This window comes from Pseudomonas fildesensis, from assembly GCF_001050345.1.
In the GTDB taxonomy this organism is placed as follows: domain Bacteria; phylum Pseudomonadota; class Gammaproteobacteria; order Pseudomonadales; family Pseudomonadaceae; genus Aquipseudomonas; species Aquipseudomonas fildesensis.
The window spans coordinates 121,295-141,012 of the sequence record NZ_LFMW01000007.1 but is presented as its reverse complement, the minus strand read 5'-3'; the positions used below and the strand labels follow the sequence as shown (position 1 = coordinate 141,012).

Annotated in this window: 25 protein-coding genes; 15 read left to right on the top strand and 10 right to left on the bottom strand. The window is 59.7% G+C overall.

Annotated elements, in window-relative coordinates; genetic code table 11:
• Positions 1-161: 161 nt before the first annotated feature.
• From lptB to ACR52_RS11100, 5 genes are read right to left on the bottom strand one after another with little or no spacing between them, the layout of a single operon-like run.
• Positions 162-887 (bottom strand): LPS export ABC transporter ATP-binding protein, encoded by a 726-nt coding sequence (lptB, locus tag ACR52_RS11120; protein WP_048723959.1) that lies wholly within the window; start codon positions 885-887, stop codon positions 162-164.
• Entirely contained in the window at positions 887-1,417 is a 531-nt protein-coding gene (gene lptA / locus ACR52_RS11115; RefSeq protein WP_048723957.1) for a lipopolysaccharide transport periplasmic protein LptA, read from the bottom strand. The genes lptB and lptA overlap by 1 nt, the downstream gene beginning before the upstream one ends.
• Positions 1,404-1,976: an LPS export ABC transporter periplasmic protein LptC gene (gene lptC, locus ACR52_RS11110; RefSeq protein WP_048723956.1), complete on the bottom strand. Its 573-nt coding sequence runs from the start codon at positions 1,974-1,976 to the stop codon at positions 1,404-1,406. The genes lptA and lptC overlap by 14 nt, the downstream gene beginning before the upstream one ends.
• Positions 1,977-1,984: 8 nt before the next feature.
• On the bottom strand, positions 1,985-2,509 hold the full coding sequence (locus tag ACR52_RS11105) for a KdsC family phosphatase (protein ID WP_048723954.1): 525 nt from the start codon (positions 2,507-2,509) through the stop codon (positions 1,985-1,987).
• Positions 2,510-3,484: a KpsF/GutQ family sugar-phosphate isomerase gene (locus tag ACR52_RS11100; protein ID WP_048723952.1), complete on the bottom strand. Its 975-nt coding sequence runs from the start codon at positions 3,482-3,484 to the stop codon at positions 2,510-2,512.
• Positions 3,485-3,796: 312 nt separating this feature from the next.
• Between ACR52_RS11100 and ACR52_RS11095 the strand changes: the two genes are divergently transcribed.
• The 10 genes from ACR52_RS11095 (at position 3,797) to hisC (ending at position 11,868) form a co-directional block, all read left to right on the top strand.
• Entirely contained in the window at positions 3,797-4,606 is an 810-nt protein-coding gene (locus ACR52_RS11095; protein WP_003171811.1) for an ATP-binding cassette domain-containing protein, read from the top strand.
• Entirely contained in the window at positions 4,606-5,403 is a 798-nt protein-coding gene (mlaE, locus tag ACR52_RS11090) for a lipid asymmetry maintenance ABC transporter permease subunit MlaE (protein ID WP_048723948.1), read from the top strand. Before ACR52_RS11095 ends, mlaE begins: the two co-directional genes overlap by 1 nt.
• Positions 5,403-5,870, top strand: a complete 468-nt coding sequence (mlaD, locus tag ACR52_RS11085) for an outer membrane lipid asymmetry maintenance protein MlaD (protein WP_003171814.1) — start codon at positions 5,403-5,405, stop codon at positions 5,868-5,870. The genes mlaE and mlaD overlap by 1 nt, the downstream gene beginning before the upstream one ends.
• Positions 5,871-5,881: 11 nt before the next feature.
• Positions 5,882-6,529, top strand: coding sequence for an MlaC/ttg2D family ABC transporter substrate-binding protein (locus tag ACR52_RS11080; RefSeq protein ID WP_048723945.1), 648 nt, complete (start codon positions 5,882-5,884; stop codon positions 6,527-6,529).
• On the top strand, positions 6,526-6,831 hold the full coding sequence (locus tag ACR52_RS11075) for an STAS domain-containing protein (RefSeq protein WP_048723944.1): 306 nt from the start codon (positions 6,526-6,528) through the stop codon (positions 6,829-6,831). Before ACR52_RS11080 ends, ACR52_RS11075 begins: the two co-directional genes overlap by 4 nt.
• A 114-nt stretch (positions 6,832-6,945) precedes the next feature.
• Positions 6,946-7,185: a BolA family protein gene (locus ACR52_RS11070; protein ID WP_008434291.1), complete on the top strand. Its 240-nt coding sequence runs from the start codon at positions 6,946-6,948 to the stop codon at positions 7,183-7,185.
• A 23-nt stretch (positions 7,186-7,208) separates the two neighbouring features.
• Positions 7,209-8,474, top strand: a complete 1,266-nt coding sequence (gene murA, locus ACR52_RS11065; RefSeq protein ID WP_048723941.1) for a UDP-N-acetylglucosamine 1-carboxyvinyltransferase — start codon at positions 7,209-7,211, stop codon at positions 8,472-8,474.
• 252 nt (positions 8,475-8,726) lie between these two features.
• Positions 8,727-9,362, top strand: coding sequence for an ATP phosphoribosyltransferase (gene hisG, locus ACR52_RS11060; RefSeq protein ID WP_048723939.1), 636 nt, complete (start codon positions 8,727-8,729; stop codon positions 9,360-9,362).
• Positions 9,363-9,488: 126 nt separating this feature from the next.
• Positions 9,489-10,814 carry a histidinol dehydrogenase gene (gene hisD, locus ACR52_RS11055; RefSeq protein WP_048723937.1) on the top strand — a complete coding sequence of 442 codons (1,326 nt, stop codon included), beginning with the start codon at positions 9,489-9,491 and terminating at the stop codon, positions 10,812-10,814.
• A 1-nt stretch (position 10,815) separates the two neighbouring features.
• Positions 10,816-11,868 (top strand): histidinol-phosphate transaminase, encoded by a 1,053-nt coding sequence (gene hisC, locus ACR52_RS11050; RefSeq protein ID WP_048723935.1) that lies wholly within the window; start codon positions 10,816-10,818, stop codon positions 11,866-11,868.
• A gap of 39 nt (positions 11,869-11,907) precedes the next feature.
• Here the strand turns inward: hisC and ACR52_RS11045 are convergent, their stop codons facing one another.
• Together ACR52_RS11045 and upp are read right to left on the bottom strand one after the other, a co-directional pair.
• Positions 11,908-13,182, bottom strand: coding sequence for a uracil-xanthine permease family protein (locus ACR52_RS11045; protein WP_048723932.1), 1,275 nt, complete (start codon positions 13,180-13,182; stop codon positions 11,908-11,910).
• Between the two features lie 2 nt (positions 13,183-13,184).
• Positions 13,185-13,823 carry a uracil phosphoribosyltransferase gene (gene upp, locus ACR52_RS11040; protein WP_048723931.1) on the bottom strand — a complete coding sequence of 213 codons (639 nt, stop codon included), beginning with the start codon at positions 13,821-13,823 and terminating at the stop codon, positions 13,185-13,187.
• Between the two features lie 163 nt (positions 13,824-13,986).
• On the opposite strand from upp, the gene ACR52_RS11035 reads away from it, so the two are divergent.
• The 4 genes from ACR52_RS11035 (at position 13,987) to ACR52_RS11020 (ending at position 16,016) form a co-directional block, all read left to right on the top strand.
• The gene (locus tag ACR52_RS11035; RefSeq protein WP_048723929.1) at positions 13,987-14,544 is read left to right on the top strand and encodes a hypoxanthine-guanine phosphoribosyltransferase; all 558 of its coding nucleotides are present in this window, start codon (positions 13,987-13,989) and stop codon (positions 14,542-14,544) included.
• Between the two features lie 3 nt (positions 14,545-14,547).
• Entirely contained in the window at positions 14,548-15,015 is a 468-nt protein-coding gene (locus ACR52_RS11030; protein ID WP_048723926.1) for a WbuC family cupin fold metalloprotein, read from the top strand.
• Positions 15,016-15,050: 35 nt separating this feature from the next.
• Positions 15,051-15,536, top strand: a complete 486-nt coding sequence (locus ACR52_RS11025; RefSeq protein WP_048723924.1) for a hypothetical protein — start codon at positions 15,051-15,053, stop codon at positions 15,534-15,536.
• Positions 15,537-15,728: 192 nt separating this feature from the next.
• Positions 15,729-16,016, top strand: a complete 288-nt coding sequence (locus ACR52_RS11020) for a PA4642 family protein (RefSeq protein WP_048723922.1) — start codon at positions 15,729-15,731, stop codon at positions 16,014-16,016.
• A gap of 62 nt (positions 16,017-16,078) precedes the next feature.
• Here ACR52_RS11020 and mqo read toward each other — a convergent pair whose 3' ends face one another.
• Positions 16,079-17,587, bottom strand: coding sequence for a malate dehydrogenase (quinone) (gene mqo / locus ACR52_RS11015; RefSeq protein ID WP_048723921.1), 1,509 nt, complete (start codon positions 17,585-17,587; stop codon positions 16,079-16,081).
• A 724-nt stretch (positions 17,588-18,311) separates the two neighbouring features.
• The gene (locus ACR52_RS11010) at positions 18,312-18,545 is read right to left on the bottom strand and encodes a hypothetical protein (RefSeq protein ID WP_048723919.1); all 234 of its coding nucleotides are present in this window, start codon (positions 18,543-18,545) and stop codon (positions 18,312-18,314) included.
• A 182-nt stretch (positions 18,546-18,727) separates the two neighbouring features.
• On the opposite strand from ACR52_RS11010, the gene ACR52_RS11005 reads away from it, so the two are divergent.
• Positions 18,728-19,312 carry a YajG family lipoprotein gene (locus tag ACR52_RS11005; RefSeq protein ID WP_048723917.1) on the top strand — a complete coding sequence of 195 codons (585 nt, stop codon included), beginning with the start codon at positions 18,728-18,730 and terminating at the stop codon, positions 19,310-19,312.
• Positions 19,313-19,368: 56 nt separating this feature from the next.
• Here ACR52_RS11005 and ACR52_RS11000 read toward each other — a convergent pair whose 3' ends face one another.
• Positions 19,369-19,578 carry a hypothetical protein gene (locus ACR52_RS11000; RefSeq protein WP_048723915.1) on the bottom strand — a complete coding sequence of 70 codons (210 nt, stop codon included), beginning with the start codon at positions 19,576-19,578 and terminating at the stop codon, positions 19,369-19,371.
• Positions 19,579-19,718 lie beyond the last annotated feature (140 nt).

Here is a 19,718-nt window from a genome sequence, read left to right as displayed (position 1 = left end):
CCGGCGCAATGCGCCATCCACGACAGGGCGCGTGAGCGCCAAACATAAGCAAATTATATGCCTGATGTCGGGGGCTTTGCCTAGAGCGCGGTAACAATAAAAATCCGGAGGTTTTTATTGACTCCCGCGCATCTTGGCAAACGGCCTTGACACCAAGGTGCTTACAGGCGGAACTCGTGGCCCAGGTACACTTCCTTGACCAGTTCATTGGCCAGGATAGTGGCGGAATCACCTTCGGCGATCAGCTGGCCATCGTTGACGATATAGGCGGTTTCACAGATATCGAGGGTCTCACGGACGTTGTGGTCGGTGATCAGTACGCCGATGCCCTTGGCCTTGAGGTGGTGGATGATCTGTTTGATATCGCCGACCGAGATTGGATCGACGCCGGCAAACGGTTCGTCCAGCAGGATGAACTTCGGCGCGGTGGCCAGGGCGCGTGCGATCTCCACACGACGACGTTCACCACCGGACAGGCTCATGCCCAGGTTGTCGCGAATGTGGTTGATGTGGAATTCCTGCAGCAGGCTTTCCAGCTCCGCGCGACGGCCGTCACGGTCGAGTTCCTTGCGGGTCTCGAGGATCGCCATGATGTTGTCGGCGACTGACAGTTTGCGGAAGATCGACGCTTCCTGGGGAAGATAGCCGATACCTGCGCGCGCACGGCCGTGCATCGGCTGGTGGCTCACGTCCAGGTCGTCGATCAGAACGCGACCCTGATCCGCCTGGACCAGGCCGACGATCATATAGAAGCAGGTGGTCTTGCCGGCGCCGTTGGGACCGAGCAGGCCGACGATCTGGCCGCTGTCGATCGACAGGCTGACGTCGCGCACGACCTGACGGCTTTTATAGGCCTTGGCCAGATGCTGGGCTTTCAGGGTTGCCATTACTCGGCCTTCTTCTTCGGCTGGATAACCATGTCGATGCGTGGGCGTGGTGTGACCTTGGTGCCATTGGCGCGACCGGCTTGTGCGACCTGTGTATTGGTGTTGTAGACGATCTTCTCGCCTTCGGTAGAGTTACCGTCGGCACTCAGCACCTTGGCCTGGTCGATCAGCACAATGCGGTTTTGCTGGGCATGATACTGGATAGTCTTGCCGTAGCCCTTCATCGGGCCAGGATCTTTAGCCGCTTGTTGCTGTTCGAAGTAGGCCAGGTTGCCTACCGAGGTCACGACATCAATGTCGCCGGCCGGGGTGCGAGTTAGCGTCACTGTGTTGCCGGTGATCTTCATCGAACCTTGAGTAATGATCACGCCACCGGTGTAGGTCGCGACACCTTGCTTGTCATCCAACTGCGCATCGTCAGCCGAAATGTGGATCGGTTGCTGGCTATCGTTCGGCAGAGCCCAGGCGCTCACGCTTCCCAGTGCTGCGCCCAGACCGAGCAAAATAGGGAGAGTTTTAACGAGCCTCATACTGTCCTCTTACGTTCGATAGCAGGTGTATCCTGCTTTCTTTCAAATACGCTTTCATTCCCTTGCCAGTCGATACACCGCCAGCGCCGTCGATTCTAACGTCTTGCTCGGTCTGCGCATATTGCTTCTGTGGGAATACGGTCATGCGACTGCTGGTGATAATGGTGTCTCGGTTCTGTGCGTCAGTACGTGCGACGCGCACCGAGTCGATCAGTTCCACTTCGGTGCCGTCCGGATTGACCTCGCCACGCTTGCTGGTGACGTGCCACGGAAATTCAGTGCCGCGGTACAGGTTCAGGTCCGGGTTGGTCAGCAGGGTGACTTCGGAGGCCTTTAAATGCTCGACCTTGTCCGATGTCATTTCGTACTGCACCTTGCCATCGGGCAGGAACTGCACGCTGTAGGCGTTGGTCGCGTAATAGTCGATAGCGCCCTGGTCAACCTGCGCAACAGGCTGGTCGAGAAAGCGCTCCGGGCTGATATTCCAGTAGCCCACCGCGAGGAACAGCGCGGCGATGACTCCGAATAGCAGGAAGTTGCGAATCTTTTTGCTCAGCATAAAACGCTCTATAGGTAGGCGGCGTGGGCCGCTTCAAGGCGGCCCTGGGCCCGCAGGATCAACTCGCAGAACTCGCGGGCGGCGCCTTCGCCGCCACGGGCCGTGGTGATGCCATGGGCGTGCTCGCGAACAAACGCCGCCGCATTGGCGACGGCCATGCCCAGTCCCACGCGGCGGATCACCGGCAGGTCGGGCAGGTCGTCGCCCAGGTAGGCGACCTGCTCATAGCTTAGGTTGAGTTGGCCAAGAAGCTCGTCCAGAACCACCAGTTTATCCTCACGGCCTTGATACAGGTGAGGAATCCCCAGGTTTTGTGCGCGGCGTTCCACAACAGGCGTTTTTCGACCGCTGATAATGGCGGTTTGCACGCCCGCCGCCATCAGCATCTTGATGCCCTGGCCGTCGAGGGTGTTGAACGTCTTGAATTCGCTGCCGTCTTCGAGGAAATACAGGCGGCCATCGGTCAGCACGCCGTCTACGTCGAAAATCGCCAGCTTGATGTTTTTGCCGCGTTGCAACAGGTCGCTGGTCATCTACATCACTCCCGCACGCAGCAAGTCGTGCATGTTCAGGGCGCCAATCGGGCGGTCGTCGCTATTGACCACCACCAGGGCGCCAATCTTGTGGTCTTCCATGATCTTCAACGCTTCGGCTGCCAACATTTCGGGGCGGGCGGTCTTGCCGTGAGGCGTCATCACCGCATCAATGGTGGCGGTGTGGATGTCGATGGTGCGGTCCAGGGTGCGGCGCAGGTCACCGTCAGTGAACACGCCTGCCAGGCGCCCGTCCGCTTCCAGGATCACGGTCATGCCCAGGCCCTTGCGGGTCATTTCCATCAGCGCGTCCTTGAGCAAGGTGCCGCGTTGGACGTGGGGCAATTCATCGCCGGAATGCATGACGTTTTCCACTTTCAGCAGCAGGCGGCGGCCCAGGGCGCCGCCGGGGTGGGAAAACGCGAAGTCTTCCGCAGTAAAGCCGCGGGCTTCCAGCAGCGCCACCGCCAATGCATCGCCCATGACCAGGGCTGCGGTGGTGGAGGAGGTTGGCGCCAGGTTCAGCGGGCAAGCTTCGTGGGTCACGTGAACGTTCAGGTTCACTTCGGCGGCCTTGGCCAGCGTCGATTCCGGGTTGCCGGTGACGCTGATCATCTTGATGCCAAGACGTTTGATCAGCGGCAGCAGGGTCACGATTTCGTTGGTCGTGCCGGAATTGGACAGTGCCAGGATGATGTCATCCTTGGTGATCATGCCCATGTCGCCGTGGCTGGCTTCGGCCGGGTGCACGAAAAATGCGGTTGTCCCGGTGCTCGCCAGGGTGGCGGCGATCTTGTTGCCGACGTGACCGGACTTGCCCATGCCGACCACGACAACGCGGCCCGTGCTGGCCAGAATCATCTCGCAGGCGCGCACGAAATCCGCGTCGATATGGGCCAGCAAGCCTTCTACGGCTTCGAGCTCGAGGCGGATGGTGCGTTGTGCGGATTGGATAAGGTCGCTGGATTGGCTCATGTCTGAAATCGTATAGCCTGACGAAAAGTCGGCGATTATAGCGGTAATGAACAATTCCCTCACGCAAGTTCGTCAGGCTTTATTCGACAGGTGTCTGAGATTCCATTCTCGGTAACATAGTCAGCAACGTTTTTTCCCTGTCCACAATCTGAACAAGCGCTGTTCCGGCCTTGGGGGCTCTGCACCACCAGTGATATAGTTCGCCGCCAGTTCGGTCCGCCCAGCCCATGCGTCCAGTTATATTGCGCAACCGTGCAAACGTTTGTGACCAACATGGTGTCTGAGTGAGAGGCTGCATCCCAAGGAGTTTAGATGAGTGCCGATAACGCCTACGCGGTCGAGCTGAAGGGCCTTACCTTCAAGCGCGGGACGCGCAGCATCTTCAATAACGTCGATATTCGCATTCCCCGCGGCAAAGTCACGGGCATTATGGGGCCTTCCGGTTGCGGCAAGACCACCCTGTTGCGCCTGATGGGCATGCAATTGCGCCCCAGCGCCGGCGAAGTGTGGGTCAATGGCCAGAACCTGCCGACGCTGTCGCGCAGCGATCTGTTCGATGCGCGCAAGCATATGGGCGTGCTGTTCCAGAGCGGTGCGCTGTTCACCGACCTGGATGTTTTCGAGAACGTAGCCTTCCCGCTGCGGGTGCATACCCAGCTGTCCGATGAAATGATTCGGGACATTGTGTTGCTGAAACTGCAGGCTGTTGGCCTTCGCGGCGCCATCGACCTGATGCCCGACGAATTGTCCGGCGGCATGAAGCGCCGTGTTGCCCTGGCGCGCGCCATCGCCCTTGATCCGCAGATTCTCATGTACGACGAACCCTTCGTGGGCCAGGACCCGATCGCCATGGGCGTGCTGGTGCGCCTGATCCGCCTGCTCAACGATGCGCTGGGGATCACCAGTATCGTCGTCTCCCACGACCTGGCTGAGACCGCGAGTATTGCCGACTACCTTTATGTAGTGGGCGATGGCCAGGTGCTGGGGCAGGGTACGCCTGAAGAACTGATGAACGCTGACAACCCGCGCATTCGCCAATTCATGACCGGCGATCCCGATGGCCCGGTGCCTTTTCATTTTCCGGCAGCGGACTACCGCTCAGATCTTCTGGGGAAGCGCTGATGCGCAAGACATCTTTACTCGAGAAGGTTCGCCTTTTCGGTCGCTCCGGTATCGACATGGTCGAAGTGCTGGGCCGTTCGACGATTTTCCTGTTCCATGCCTTGCTGGGGCGCGGTGGCATTGGTGGCGGTTTTGGCCTGCTGCTCAAGCAACTGCACTCGGTAGGTGTGATGTCCCTGGTGATCATCGTGGTCTCCGGGATATTCATCGGCATGGTGTTGGCACTGCAGGGGTTTAACATTCTCTCCAGCTACGGTTCGGAGCAGGCAGTCGGGCAGATGGTCGCCCTGACGCTGTTGCGCGAACTGGGGCCGGTGGTGGCTGCGTTGCTGTTCGCCGGGCGCGCCGGTTCTGCGCTGACCGCTGAAATCGGCAACATGAAGTCCACCGAGCAGTTGTCCAGCCTGGAAATGATCGGTGTTGACCCCCTCAAGTACATTGTTGCGCCGCGCCTGTGGGCCGGCTTCATTTCCCTGCCGCTGCTGGCGATGATTTTCAGCGTGGTGGGTATCTGGGGCGGTTCTTGGGTGGCGGTGGACTGGTTGGGCGTCTATGAAGGATCCTACTGGGGCAACATGCAAAACAGCGTGACGTTCAGCGGTGACGTGCTCAATGGCGTCATAAAGAGCATCGTCTTCGCCTTTGTAGTGACCTGGATCGCCGTATTCCAAGGCTATGACTGTGAGCCCACTTCAGAAGGGATCAGTCGCGCCACCACCAAGACCGTTGTGTACGCCTCGCTGGCGATACTGGGCCTTGACTTCATTTTGACCGCCTTGATGTTTGGAGATTTCTGATGCAAAACCGCACTGTGGAAATCGGTGTCGGCCTTTTCTTGCTGGCTGGCATCCTGGCTTTACTGTTGCTGGCCCTGCGAGTCAGTGGCCTTTCGGCCAGCCCCACCGCCGATACTTATAAACTTTACGCGTACTTCGACAATATCGCCGGTTTGACTGTCAGAGCTAAAGTGACCATGGCCGGTGTAACCATCGGCAAGGTCACGGCAATCGATCTGGATCGCGACAGCTTCACCGGCCGGGTGACGATGCAACTGGACAAGAAGGTAGATAACCTGCCGACCGACTCCACTGCATCTATCCTCACTGCGGGTCTGCTGGGCGAGAAGTACATCGGTGTCAGCGTTGGCGGGGAAACAGCCCTGCTCAAGGATGGTTCGACCATTCACGACACGCAGTCGTCGCTGGTGCTTGAGGACCTGATCGGTAAATTCCTGCTCAATACGGTCAATAAAGACGCCAAATGAGGAATCTGTTCATGATCTCTACCTTGCGACGTGGTCTGCTGGTACTGCTTGCAGCGCTGCCAATGATGGCCAACGCGGCAGGTTCTGCGCACGAACTGGTGCAGGATACGACCAGCAGAATGTTGGCTGACCTGACGGCCAATAAAGAGCAGTACAAGCAGGACCCGAGTCAATTTTACGAAGCGCTGAACACGATTGTCGGCCCTGTGGTGGATGCCGAAGGCATCTCCAAGAGCATCATGACCGTGAAGTATTCGCGCAAGGCAACGCCTGCGCAGATGCAGACTTTCCAGGAGAACTTCAAAAAGGGCCTGTTCCAGTTCTACGGCAACGCCCTGCTGGAGTACAACAATCAGGGTATTACCGTCGATGCGCCGAAGGACGAGTCCGGCGATCGCACCAGCGTTGGCATGACCGTCAAAGGCACCAACGGCGCCGTCTACCCTGTGCAGTACACCCTGGAGAAGATCAGCGGCGAGTGGAAGCTTCGTAACGTGATCATCAACGGCATCAACATCGGCAAGCTGTTCCGCGACCAATTCGCTGACGCGATGCAGCGCAATGGCAATGATCTGGACAAGACCATCAATGGTTGGGCCGGTGAAGTGGCCAAGGCCAAGCAAGAAACCGATAAAGCAGCCGGGAAGCCCGCTCAATGACCGGATCAGCTGTTCGTCTCGGCGATGCCGGCGAGTTGCTGCTCAGTGGTGTGCTGGACTACCGCTCCGGGCCTGACCTGCGCAAGCAGGGCCAAGCGCTGATCCAGTCCAGCAGCGCACCTACGGTCGTGGTGGATTGCTCGGCGGTGACCAAGTCCAGCAGTGTCGGTTTGTCGTTGCTGTTGTGCTTCATGCGTGATGCCGAAGCGGCCAAAAAGCCGGTCAGCATCCGCGCGTTGCCTGAAGATATGCGCGAAATTGCCGAGGTTTCTGGGCTGACCGAGCTGTTGGCGCATCCTTAATACACATTATTAGAGAAGCCCCCCGTCAGAGTCCTGCTATGCGGGGTTCGCAGGCGCGGGGCTTTTTTGTATGATGTGCGACCCGTGCGCACTGGGCGCCGATAGAGGTTGAGCATGCAGGCCCTAGAAGTTAAAAGCTTCCTTGAAGGAAAGCTGCCGGAAACGAACGTAGAAGTTGAAGGCGAAGGCTGCAATTTCCAGCTGAACGTGATTAGCGATGAACTGGCGGCATTGAGCCCGGTCAAGCGTCAACAGCAGATCTATGCCCATTTGAACCCGTGGATCACCGATGGCAGCATCCACGCGGTCACTATGAAATTTTTCAGCCGCGCGGCCTGGGCCGAGCGCACCTGAGCCCCCAAGGCGTCGAGATTCTTATGGATAAATTGATTATTACCGGCGGTGCCCGCCTTGATGGCGAGATCCGCATTTCCGGTGCGAAAAACTCCGCCTTGCCGATCCTGGCAGCGACCCTGCTGTGCGATGGCCCTGTGACTGTGGCCAACCTGCCGCACCTGCACGACATCACTACCATGATCGAGCTGTTCGGTCGCATGGGCATCGAGCCGGTGATCGACGAGAAACTCTCGGTCGAAATCGACCCGCGCACCATCAAGACCCTGATCGCTCCGTACGAACTGGTGAAAACCATGCGTGCCTCGATCCTGGTGCTTGGCCCGATGGTTGCCCGTTTCGGCGAAGCCGAAGTCGCACTGCCTGGCGGTTGCGCCATTGGCTCGCGTCCGGTGGACCTGCACATCCGTGGCCTGGAAGCCATGGGCGCGACCATCGACGTCGAGGGCGGCTACATCAAGGCCAAGGCGCCGGAAGGCGGCCTGCGTGGCGCCAACTTCTTCTTTGATACCGTCAGCGTGACGGGTACCGAGAACATCATGATGGCTGCCGCGTTGGCCAACGGTCGCAGCGTGCTGCAAAACGCCGCGCGCGAACCGGAAGTGGTCGACCTGGCCAACTTCCTGATCGCCATGGGCGCCAACATCACCGGCGCCGGCACTGACACCATCACTATCGAAGGCGTGAAGCGCCTGCACTCGGCCACCTACAAGGTGATGCCGGACCGCATCGAGACTGGCACCTACCTGGTTGCCGCCGCCGTGACCGGTGGCCGCGTCAAGGTCAAGGACACCGATCCGACCATCCTTGAGTCCGTTCTGGAAAAACTCAAGGAAGCCGGCGCAGAAATCACCACAGGTGAAGACTGGATCGAGCTGAACATGCACGGCAAGCGGCCAAAAGCCGTTAACGTGCGTACCGCTCCGTACCCGGCGTTCCCGACCGACATGCAAGCGCAGTTCGTCTCCCTGAACGCGATTGCCGAAGGCACCGGTGCCGTGATCGAGACCATCTTCGAAAACCGCTTCATGCACGTGTACGAACTGCACCGCATGGGCGCCAAGATCCAGGTCGAAGGCAACACTGCTATCGTGACCGGTATCGAGAAACTCAAGGGCGCCCCAGTAATGGCCACCGACCTGCGTGCCTCGGCCAGCCTGGTAATCTCGGCGCTGTGTGCTGACGGCGACACTTTGATCGACCGCATCTACCACATCGACCGTGGGTATGAGTGCATCGAAGAAAAACTGCAGATGCTCGGCGCGAAAATCCGCCGCGTACCGGGCTAGTCCCAGTAGTTGCAAACACTGTCACTGTGGCGAGCGGGCTTGCCCCGCGTTGGACTGCGTAGCAGTCCCGTTTTTGGGGTCGCTACGCAACCCAACGCGGGGCAAGCCCGCTCGCCACGGAAAGGTGTTTTGCTGTTAACTGAGTGTGTCCCTGCTGAATTTGTTTCAAATCGAGGCTGTAATGGCCTCGGTCTGTGTCTGGCGCCGATTGCGACCAGACAGCAATAGCCTGATGAAGGACTGACGTTTCCCATGTTGACTATCGCACTGTCCAAGGGCCGCATCCTTGACGACACATTGCCGCTTCTGGCTGAAGCGGGCATCGTGCCGACCGAGAGTCCGGACAAGAGCCGCAAGCTGATCATCCCCACGACCCAGGACGACGTTCGCCTGCTGATCGTGCGGGCTACCGACGTGCCGACCTACGTTGAACATGGCGCCGCCGACCTCGGTGTCGCCGGTAAAGACGTGCTGATGGAATACGGTGGCCAGGGCCTGTACGAGCCGCTGGACCTGCGTATCGCCCTGTGCAAGCTGATGACTGCCGGCCGTGTCGGTGATGTCGAACCCAAGGGCCGTCTGCGGGTTGCCACCAAGTTCGTCAACGTCGCTAAACGCTACTACGCCGAACAAGGCCGTCAGGTCGACATCATCAAGCTCTACGGCTCGATGGAGCTGGCGCCGCTGATCGGCCTGGCCGACAAGATCATCGACGTGGTCGACACCGGCAACACCCTGCGCGCCAACGGCCTGGAACCTCAGGATTTCATCGCCGACATCAGCTCCCGCCTGATCGTCAACAAAGCTTCGATGAAAATGCAGCACGCCCGTATCCAGGCGTTGATCGACACCCTGCGCAAGGCAGTGGAGTCTCGACACCGCGGTTGACTCACCTGCGCGGCCTTAGGTCGCGCCCGTCTATCCGCCTCATAGCCAGAATTCTCAGGTGCCCAAGCGGAGCGAACGGTAGTTTAGGGCGCCTGAGTTTTTTGCCAATCCTATGAGGCCCTCGCTATGACCACGTCCACTGCAATTGCCCGACTCAACGCTGCCGACCCGGATTTCGCCGATCATCTGGATCATCTGCTGAGCTGGGAAAGCGTGTCCGACGATTCGGTCAACCAGCGGGTGCTCGACATCATCAAGGCTGTGCGCGAGCGCGGTGACGCAGCCCTGGTGGATTTCACCCGCCAATTCGACGGCCTCGACGTGGCGTCCATGTCGGACCTGATCCTGCCGCGCGAACGCCTGGAGCTGGCGCTGACACGCATCACTGCACCTCAGCGCGAAGCCCTGGAAGTCGCCGCAGCACGCGTGCGTAGCTACCACGAAAAACAGAAACAGGACTCCTGGAGCTACACCGAGGCCGACGGCACCGTGCTGGGCCAGAAGGTCACGCCGCTGGACCGTGCCGGCCTCTATGTGCCAGGTGGTAAAGCCTCGTACCCGTCGTCGGTACTGATGAACGCGATCCCCGCCAAAGTGGCCGGCGTGACCGAAGTGGTCATGGTGGTACCGACTCCGCGCGGTGAGATCAACGAACTGGTACTGGCCGCTGCCTGCATCGCCGGCGTCGACCGCGTGTTCACCATCGGTGGTGCTCAAGCCGTTGCGGCCCTGGCCTATGGCACCGAAAGCGTGCCGAAGGTCGACAAGGTGGTCGGCCCGGGTAACATCTACGTCGCCACTGCCAAGCGCCATGTGTTTGGCCAGGTCGGTATCGACATGATTGCGGGCCCCTCGGAAATCCTCGTGGTGTGCGATGGCCAGACCGACCCGGACTGGATCGCCATGGACCTGTTCTCCCAGGCAGAGCACGACGAAGATGCCCAAGCGATCCTGGTCAGCCCGGATGCCGAATTCCTCGACAAGGTCGCCGCCAGCATCGATAAGTTGATGCCGACCATGGAGCGCGCCGAGATCATCGAGAAGTCGATCAATGGTCGTGGCGCGCTGATCCTGGTGCGTGACATGGAGCAGGCCATCGAAGTGGCCAACCGCATCGCGCCGGAACACCTGGAATTGTCCGTAGCCGACCCACAAGCCTGGCTGCCGTCGATTCGTCACGCTGGCGCGATCTTCATGGGCCGCCACACCAGCGAAGCGCTGGGCGACTACTGCGCCGGTCCGAACCACGTGTTGCCAACGTCGGGCACCGCGCGATTCTCCTCGCCGCTGGGCGTGTACGACTTCCAGAAGCGTTCGTCGATCATCTTCTGCTCGCCCCAAGGCGCGTCGGAGCTGGGCAAGACCGCTTCCGTGCTGGCCCGTGGCGAGTCGCTGACCGCCCACGCCCGCAGTGCCGAATACCGCATTCTTGACGACAAGAAAGGAAATTGAGATGAGCAAATTCTGGAGCCCCTTCGTCAAGGACCTCGTGCCTTACGTGCCCGGCGAGCAACCCAAGCTGACCAAACTGGTCAAGCTCAACACCAATGAAAACCCCTACGGCCCATCGCCGAAGGCGTTGGCGGCGATGCAGGCGGAGTTGAACGACAACCTGCGCCTGTACCCGGACCCCAACAGCGACCTGCTCAAGCAAGCGGTGGCCAAGTATTACGGGATCGACGCCGGCAAGGTATTCCTCGGCAACGGTTCGGACGAGGTCCTGGCGCACATCTTCCACGGCCTTTTCCAGCACGACCTGCCGCTGCTGTTCCCGGATATCAGCTACAGCTTCTATCCGGTGTACTGCGGCCTCTACGGCATCAAATCCGACCCGGTGCCGCTGGATGAGCAATTCCAGATCCGCGTGTCGGACTACGCCAAGCCCAACGGCGGGATCATCTTCCCCAACCCGAACGCGCCGACCGGCTGTGTACTGGCGCTGGAAGCGGTGGAGCAGATCCTCAAGGCCAGCCCGGATTCGGTTGTGGTGGTTGATGAGGCTTACATCGACTTCGGCGGCGAAACCGCCATCAGCCTGGTGGACCGTTATCCAAATCTGCTGGTCACCCAGACCCTGTCAAAATCGCGCTCACTCGCCGGTTTGCGGGTTGGCTTGGCGGTGGGTCACCCTGACCTGATAGAGGCGCTGGAGCGGGTCAAGAACAGCTTCAACTCCTACCCGCTGGATCGCCTGGCGATTGTCGGCGCGGCGGCCGCATTTGAAGATCGTGAGCACTTCGAGAAGACTTGCCGATGGGTGATCGACAGCCGTGAAAAGGTTGTGGCGCAATTGGAGGCCAAAGGTTTTGAAGTGCTGCCGTCGGCAGCCAACTTCATCTTTGCCCGTCACCCACGGCATGATGCCGCCGGGTTGGCAGCCAAATTGCGGGAGCAAGGGGTAATTGTTCGGCACTTCAAGCAGGAGCGGATTGCCCAGTTCCTGCGGATCAGCATCGGCACGCCTGAGCAGAATCAGGCGTTGATCGATGCGTTGGGCGAGCTCTAAGCGTTGATCCTTCCCACGCTCCGCGTGGGAAGGATCGTTTTAGAGCAGAGGCTCGTCAGGCTTCTTGTTCTTCCAGCCGTCATTGCCCGGCAGCAGCAGGTTCAAACCAATCGCTACCACTGCACATAGGGCGATGCCCTTCAGGCCAAAGTCATCCGGGCCAGTGCCGGTGCCGACCAGCACACCGCCAATCCCGAACACCAGGGTCACCGACACAATCACCAGATTGCGCGCTTCGCCCAGGTCGATCTTGTGGCGAATCAACGTATTCATCCCTACCGCGGCAATCGAGCCGAACAGCAGGCACAGAATCCCGCCCATCACCGGCACCGGAATGCTTTGAAGTAGCGCACCGAACTTGCCGACAAACGCCAGGCTGATGGCAAACACTGCCGCCCAGGTCATGATTTTCGGGTTGTAGTTCTTGGTCAGCATCACTGCGCCCGTCACTTCGGCGTAAGTGGTGTTCGGCGGGCCGCCAAACAGGCCGGCAGCCGTGGTGGCAATGCCGTCACCCAGCAATGTGCGGTGCAGGCCAGGCTTCTTCAGGTAGTCGCGACCGGTCACGCTGCCCACCGCAATCACACCGCCGATATGCTCGATCGCCGGGGCCAGGGCCACCGGGACGATAAACAGGATCGCCTGCCAGTTAAATTCCGGCGCGGTGAAGTGGGGGATGGCGAACCAGGGCGCTGCGGCGATCTTCGCAGTGTCGACCACGCCAAAGTAGAACGCCATGGCAAACCCCACCAGCACGCCGGAGATGATCGGCACCAGGCGGAAAATGCCTTTGCCGAACACGGCCACGATCAGTGTGGTCAGTAAGGCGGGCATCGAGATCAGCATCGCCGTCTGGTAATGAATCAGCTCGGCGCCATCGCCGGATTTACCCATGGCCATGTTGGCGGCTATCGGCGCCATGGCCAGGCCGATGGAAATAATCACCGGCCCGATCACCACGGGCGGCAGCAGCCGGTCGATGAAACCGGTGCCCTTGATCTTCACCGCCAAGCCCAAGAACGTATAAACAAAACCGGCCGCCATCACGCCGCCCATGGTCGCCGCGAGGCCGAACTGGCCCTTGGCGAGAATGATCGGGGTGATAAACGCAAAGCTCGACGCCAGGAACACCGGCACCTGCCGCCCGGTCACCACCTGGAACAACAGCGTTCCCAGGCCTGCGGTGAACAGTGCGACGTTTGGATCAAGACCTGTGATCAGTGGCATCAACACCAGCGCGCCAAATGCCACGAAGAGCATTTGTGCGCCAGACAGGATCTGGCGCCAAAGCGGGTCGTTGAACTCATCCTGCATGCTCACGCGTCCTTCTGCTTGGTACCGAAGATCTTGTCGCCGGCATCGCCCAGGCCCGGGATGATGTAGCCGTGTTCGTTCAGGCGTTCGTCGATGGACGCGGTGTAGATCAGCACGTCCGGGTGAGCCTTCTCGACGGCAGCGATGCCTTCGGGTGCGGCGACCAGCACCATGGCGCGGATGTCCTTGCAACCGGCTTTTTTCAGCAGGTCGATGGTGGCAACCATGGAGCTGCCGGTGGCGAGCATCGGGTCGATGATCATCGCCAGGCGCTCGTTGATTTCCGGCACCAGTTTTTCCAGGTAGGTGTGGGCCTGCAGGGTTTCTTCGTTGCGTGCCACGCCAACAGCGCTGACCTTGGCGCCCGGGATCAGGCTGAGTACGCCTTCGAGCATGCCGATACCGGCCCGCAGGATCGGCACCACGGTAATCTTCTTGCCGGCGATTTTCTCGACCTGGACGGGCCCGGCCCAGCCTGGGATCTCGTAGCTCTCCAGGGGCAAATCTTTGGTGGCTTCGTAAGTGAGCAACGCTCCGACTTCCTGAGCAAGCTCACGGAAATTCTTCGTGCTAATGTCGGCACGGCGCATAAGGCCGAGTTTGTGTCGGATCAGCGGGTGGCGGATCTCGCGAATGGGCATGGGAAAGGCTCCGGCGGCGGGCAAAAAAACCGGCCTAGATTAATCTATCCGAGGGTGTTGTCCTATAGACATCTAGTACGTTAGTCCATTAAGGCTTGAACGTTGCGCCTCACATGCGTACCTTTGCCCGCTTTTCTTGCCACAGCACCCCTTGGAGAGCGCCATGTCCGCTGATCTCGAGCATATCCGTCAAATCATGCGCGAGGCTGACTGCCTGTACACCGAAGCGCAAGTCGAAGAAGCGATCGCCAAGGTTGGCGCACACATCTCCCGCGAAATGGCCGACACCAACCCGGTGGTCTTCTGCGTGATGAACGGTGGCCTGATTTTCGCCGGCAAACTGCTGACCCACCTGCAATTCCCGCTGGAAGCGTCCTACCTGCACGCCACCCGCTATCGCAACGAAACCACCGGCGGCGACCTGTTCTGGAAGGCCAAGCCGGAAGTCTCGTTCATCGACCGCGACGTGCTGATCGTCGACGACATCCTCGACGAAGGCCACACCCTGGGTGCGATCATCGACTTCTGCAAACACGCCGGCGCGCGCAAAGTGCACACCGCCGTGCTAATCGACAAAGACCACGACCGCAAGGCGCGTCCTGAGTTGAAAGCCGATTTTGTCGGCTTGCCGTGCATCGACCGTTATATCTTCGGTTACGGCATGGACTACAAAGGCTACTGGCGCAACGCCAATGGGATCTACGCCGTTAAAGGGATGTAATGCATGACCCGCTTTCTTGATCAGACGCTGTTTGCCGAGTTGGCCGAGAAAGCGGCCGCCAGCCCTCGTGGGCGGCACCACTACAACTTCCATCAGATGGAAGAGCCGTGCCATCGCATGGCTGTGGGTTTGCAACCCAGCACGTATGTGCCACCCCATCGACACCTGAGCACCGACAAGGCGGAAACCCTGCTGGTGCTCAAGGGAAGCCTGGGCCTGCTGATCTTCAACGAGACCGGTGAAGTGCTTACCAAGCGTGTGTTGCAGGCGGGCGGCGAGTGCCAGGGCGTCGATTTACCGCCGGGCGTTTTTCATGGCCTGGTGGTGCTGGAACCCGACACCCTGATGTTCGAATGCAAGGCCGGGCCGTATCGCCCGGTGGGTGAGGGCGAGCTGGCCAGTTGGGCGCCGCGCGAAGGCGATGCCGAAGTGGCCGAGTATCAGCGCTGGATGCTTGCCCAGTTCGATTGAGCTACAGTGCTGGGCCATCTCTCACGGAGCGGCCCATGAGCCTGTTGATACGCACCTGCGCTGCCCTGGCGTTGACCCTCAGTCTGCCTCTGGCTGCTGCCCCTGCACCGATGCATAGCCAATTCCTGCCGCCGGACGACCTGACCCTGCGCGCCGAAGTCCCCGACCAGCAACAACTGCTGCAAGTCACCGAATACGCGGTGGTGGTGGGCAACCAGCGTCAATCCAGCCAGCAACCGATCCCGGTCACCTCGCCGTTGATGATTCGCCTCAAGGGCAAGTCCCTTAGCAAAGGCGCGACCATCGCCCAGGTGGTGCTCAACTTCGACGCCGAAAGCAAAAGCCTGAAAAAGCCGGCCTACGATGACAAAAGCAAGACCCTGACCTTGTCGTACCCGGTGGCCCAATACCGCGTGATCGTCGACCTGCTGCGCAATGACACGGTGTATGTGCAGTTCCTAAGCTATGCCAACGGGCATATCTGGGCGGATTTGCATACCGGTGCGGTCCGAGCGCGGTAACAAGAACACTAACTAGCCCAATGTGGGAGGGGGCTTGCTCCCGATGGCGGTGGATCAGTCAATTAGATGTCGACTGACACACCGCCATCGGGAGCAAGCCCCCTCCCACAGTGTTTCTCAGTGCTTTCGAAGCCGGCGCCTCGCAGGTAGACTTCAACCCCCCGTGTAAATGTCTGCAGGCTGGAGTCGGTAATGCGTAAAGATAAGAAACAGGTGATTGGTGACGAGATCGGCGACGATCAAATCAAGTTGTTCCTGGACTTCGAGCCGGTCGACGCGACTTCACCGTCCCTGCACAAGCTGACCAAGGCCTACCGTGGCCTACGTATCGACGACTTCGAGCGCTTCCTGGGCTTCTTCAAGGAAGCCGGCCTGGACCTCGACGGCAAGGACGAGCATGGCCAGACCTTTGTCGACCTGATCAAGGACCAGCGCAACGCCGCCGAGTACATTGAGCTGATCGATAACGCCCGCGGCTGATCGCAGGCGAAAAAAAGCCCCGCTTCTCAGATCGAGAAGCGGGGCTTTTTTATCTCGAGGCCTTAAGCGTAGCTTTCGGTCTCGCTGCTCTGCTCAACCAATTCCAGGCTGATGTTGTTCTGCGTGTTGATCTTGCGGTACAGCTCGGCATCGGTCTCCAGAATCTTTTCCCGCGCCGGGAAGATCTCGTGCAGCTTGGCCGCCCACTCGCCGGCAGTCTTCTGCGGGAAGCAGCGCTCGATCAGTTCCAGCATGATCGAAACAGTCACCGAAGCGCCCGGTGAAGCGCCCAGTAGCGCCGCCAGCGAACCGTCTTTGGCTGCGACCAGCTCGGTGCCGAATTGCAGCACGCCGCCTTTTTTCGGGTCTTTCTTGATGATCTGCACCCGTTGGCCGGCCACTTCCAGGCGCCAGTCTTCGGCTTTCGCTTGCGGGTAGAAACGGCGCAGGGATTCCAGGCGCTGCTCCATCGACTGACGGACTTCGCTGACCAGGTACTTGGTCAGGTCCATGTTGTCGCGGGCCACGGCCAGCATCGGGCCGATGTTGCCAGCGCGAATCGACAGTGGCAGGTCGAGGAATGAGCCGTGCTTGAGGAACTTGGTGGTGAAGCCGGCGTAAGGCCCGAACAGCAGGGACTTCTTGCCGTCGACAACGCGGGTGTCCAGGTGCGGCACCGACATCGGTGGCGAACCCACTGCCGCCTGGCTGTAGACCTTCGCCTGGTGGTGCTTGACCACTTCCGGGTTATCGCAACGCAGCCACTGGCCGCTGACCGGGAAGCCGCCAAAGCCTTTGCTTTCTTCAATACCCGAGGCTTGCAGCAGTGGCAGGGCCGCGCCGCCGGCGCCGAGGAAGACGAACTTGGCGTCCACGTCACGGCTGTTGCCGCTGTTGACGTCCTTGATGCTCACGGTCCAGCCGGCACCGTTACGCTTGAGGCCGGTCACGCGCTTGCTGTACTTGACCTGGGCGTCTGCCGAGCTGGTCAGGTGGCCGAGCAGTTGATTGGTCAGGGCGCCGAAGTTGACGTCGGTGCCGTTCATTACGCGGGTGGCAGCGATTTTCTCTTCGAGCGGGCGACCAGGCATCATCAGTGGCATCCACTCGGCCATCTCGCTGCGGTCTTCGGTGTAGTGCATGTCCGAAAACGCATGGTGCTGGCTGAGGGTTTCAAAGCGCTTCTTGAGGAACGACACACCTTTTTCGCCCTGCACGAAGCTCAGGTGCGGTACCGGGCTGATAAAGGACTTGGACGAGCCAAAGGTGCCTTTTTTGGTCAGGTACGCCCAAAACTGCTTCGACACCTCGAACTGGGTGTTGATGTGCACGGCTTTCTTGATGTCGATGGAGCCATCGGTGGCCTGGGGTGTGTAGTTCAGCTCACACAGCCCGGCGTGGCCGGTACCGGCGTTGTTCCACGGGTTGGAACTCTCCGCGGCACCCGAATCCATCAGCTCAACGACTTCCAGCTTGAGGCCGGGGTCGAGCTCCTTGAGCAGTACGGCCAGGGTGGCGCTCATGATGCCGGCCCCTACCAGTACTACGTCGACTGCTTCGTTATGCGCCATTTAACGCGTCTCCAAAATCTGCAGCACCAAATTGTCGGCATGGCTGCCAGGAGTGACGGGGCGGTTCACGTGTTGCCCCAGGTTACCCATGGCCAGGATCGCCATGTCCGATTCGCAATTCTTTGCAACTTCAGCGCACGCTTCCTGCCGGGCCTAATCTGCCTATGAACGCATTCATGGGCGCCTGTGGCAATTCGACTTATGGTCAACGCGTGCGATTCGTGCAATCAATCCGTAGCGGACAGGCTCAAGCTCCGGTTTTTGAGGAGTACTCGGTCCTGTATGGTTGGGCTGTTCCAGACGCTGATGGTGCTTGTACAAACGCCAAACTATTCATTTGCTCGCCACACTCTTGTGAAGTTGTGAAAACCCGTTTTTTCACGCTCTTTTGAAGACGTGAACCTCAAAAAAGGGCTGCCCCAGCCTGGCACCTGGCCCGAAAACCTTGCCGTTACACGGCAAAACGGGCAAACAACTCAAGTGGCCGAGCGCAATGGCAGCTCTGGCAGATTCGGTAAAGGAGGGTGGTTTGCAAAAAAACAGCAAGCGCGCCAGCTTCACTCGATCTGTGTGGGCGGCTCTCTGTGGGCGATCTGGGGGCTAATACCGAGGCATTAACGATGCTGCGAGGCCCGATCAGGAGACGTCCTTATAATCGGGGGGAGATTGTAGCGAAGAACGCCAAGGAAATGGGCGTGTTTTATGACTTTTATTAGTGCTGCAGTCAGGAGGCCAACGCATGCCGGGTATGTGCGTGCATAACCTGTGGGCTGACCCGTGCGCTGGCAGGCAGCGGGCGGTGCATCCAGCTCAGGCGAATCTCCGCGACTTCCACCCAGCCTTCGCCGACAGGCGGCAGGCAGCACTCTTTGAACGCCAGGCAATGGCCATTGGCATCGAGCAGGGCGAAGTGGCGATGACGGGCGTGTGGCATGAACAACGATTTAAGAAGGCGCATGGCTGTGTACCGGTTGCGTTACATGCTTGAAGGTTGCCAGTCTGCCATGACATTCGAATGACGAATTTATGCGAAATTGTAATTTCACCCGCACTTCAGGCCGCGTTCAGGATTGCTGGTGAGTGTCGCGCGTGCACCGTTATACTGGCGGCCTGTCTGCACCCAGTCCTGGAGAAATGAGTATGTTGCAACGCCTGTTGTTCGGTTTGATCACTGTGACCAGTTTGGCCCTGGTTGGCTGCGCCAACAGCCCGCAACAACTGAGCCCGCAACCGAAGATCACCACGCAACTGGCGCCAGTGGGTCATGGCCAGCCGGTGTCGGTGCGCGTGGTCGATGGTCGTCCGTCGCCTACCCTGGGCTCCCGTGGCGGCCTGTACCCGGAGACTGCCCTGGTGTCGGTGAACGCTGCCGACGTACTGCCCAAGCTGCAAGCGCAGGCTGAAGCCGCCGTGCGCCTGCTGGGCTTCACCCCGGCCAACTCGCCGGGCGCCCCTCAGCTGACCATCACCCTGGCCGAACTGAAATACCAGTCGCCCAAAGACGGCCTGTATGTGACCGAGGCTTCCATCGGCGCGACCTTCAAGTCCGACGTTTCGGCAGGCACTCGTCGCTACAGCGGCCGCTACGGCGCGTCCCTGAATCAGCGCTTCGGCATGTCGCCGAACCAGGAAACCAACACCAAGCTGGTCAGCGACGTACTGAGTGACGCCCTGACCCGCCTGTTCAAGGATCCAAGCATCGGCCAATTGCTCAGCGCGCAATAAGCGCCGATAAAAAACCGGGCTCAGCGATGAGCCCGGTTTTTTTGTGTCTGCAAATTTTACGCTGCGGTGTCGATACAGAAGTCCAGCAGGCTCACTCCCGTCAGCAAATCGGTTTCCGGCAAGTCCGCATGCTGGTGCCCGCCCAGAGCGCAATACACCAACCAGTGGCGATCCTGCACATTGAACGCCAGGCCGCCGATCAGCGCCTCTTGCTCATCACTTTGGACGATCAGATACAGCCGATCCTGGTTTTGCGCGTGCAACATGACAAGCTCCCGAGCGTTTGAAGGGCAACAGAGTGGCTTGTTAAGGTGACGTTCAGGTGACGCTGTAAATTACTGGATACATTAGCCGTCCATGGGGAATGGAACATTTCAGGCGCAGGAGGCGACTATCGTTCAGGTGT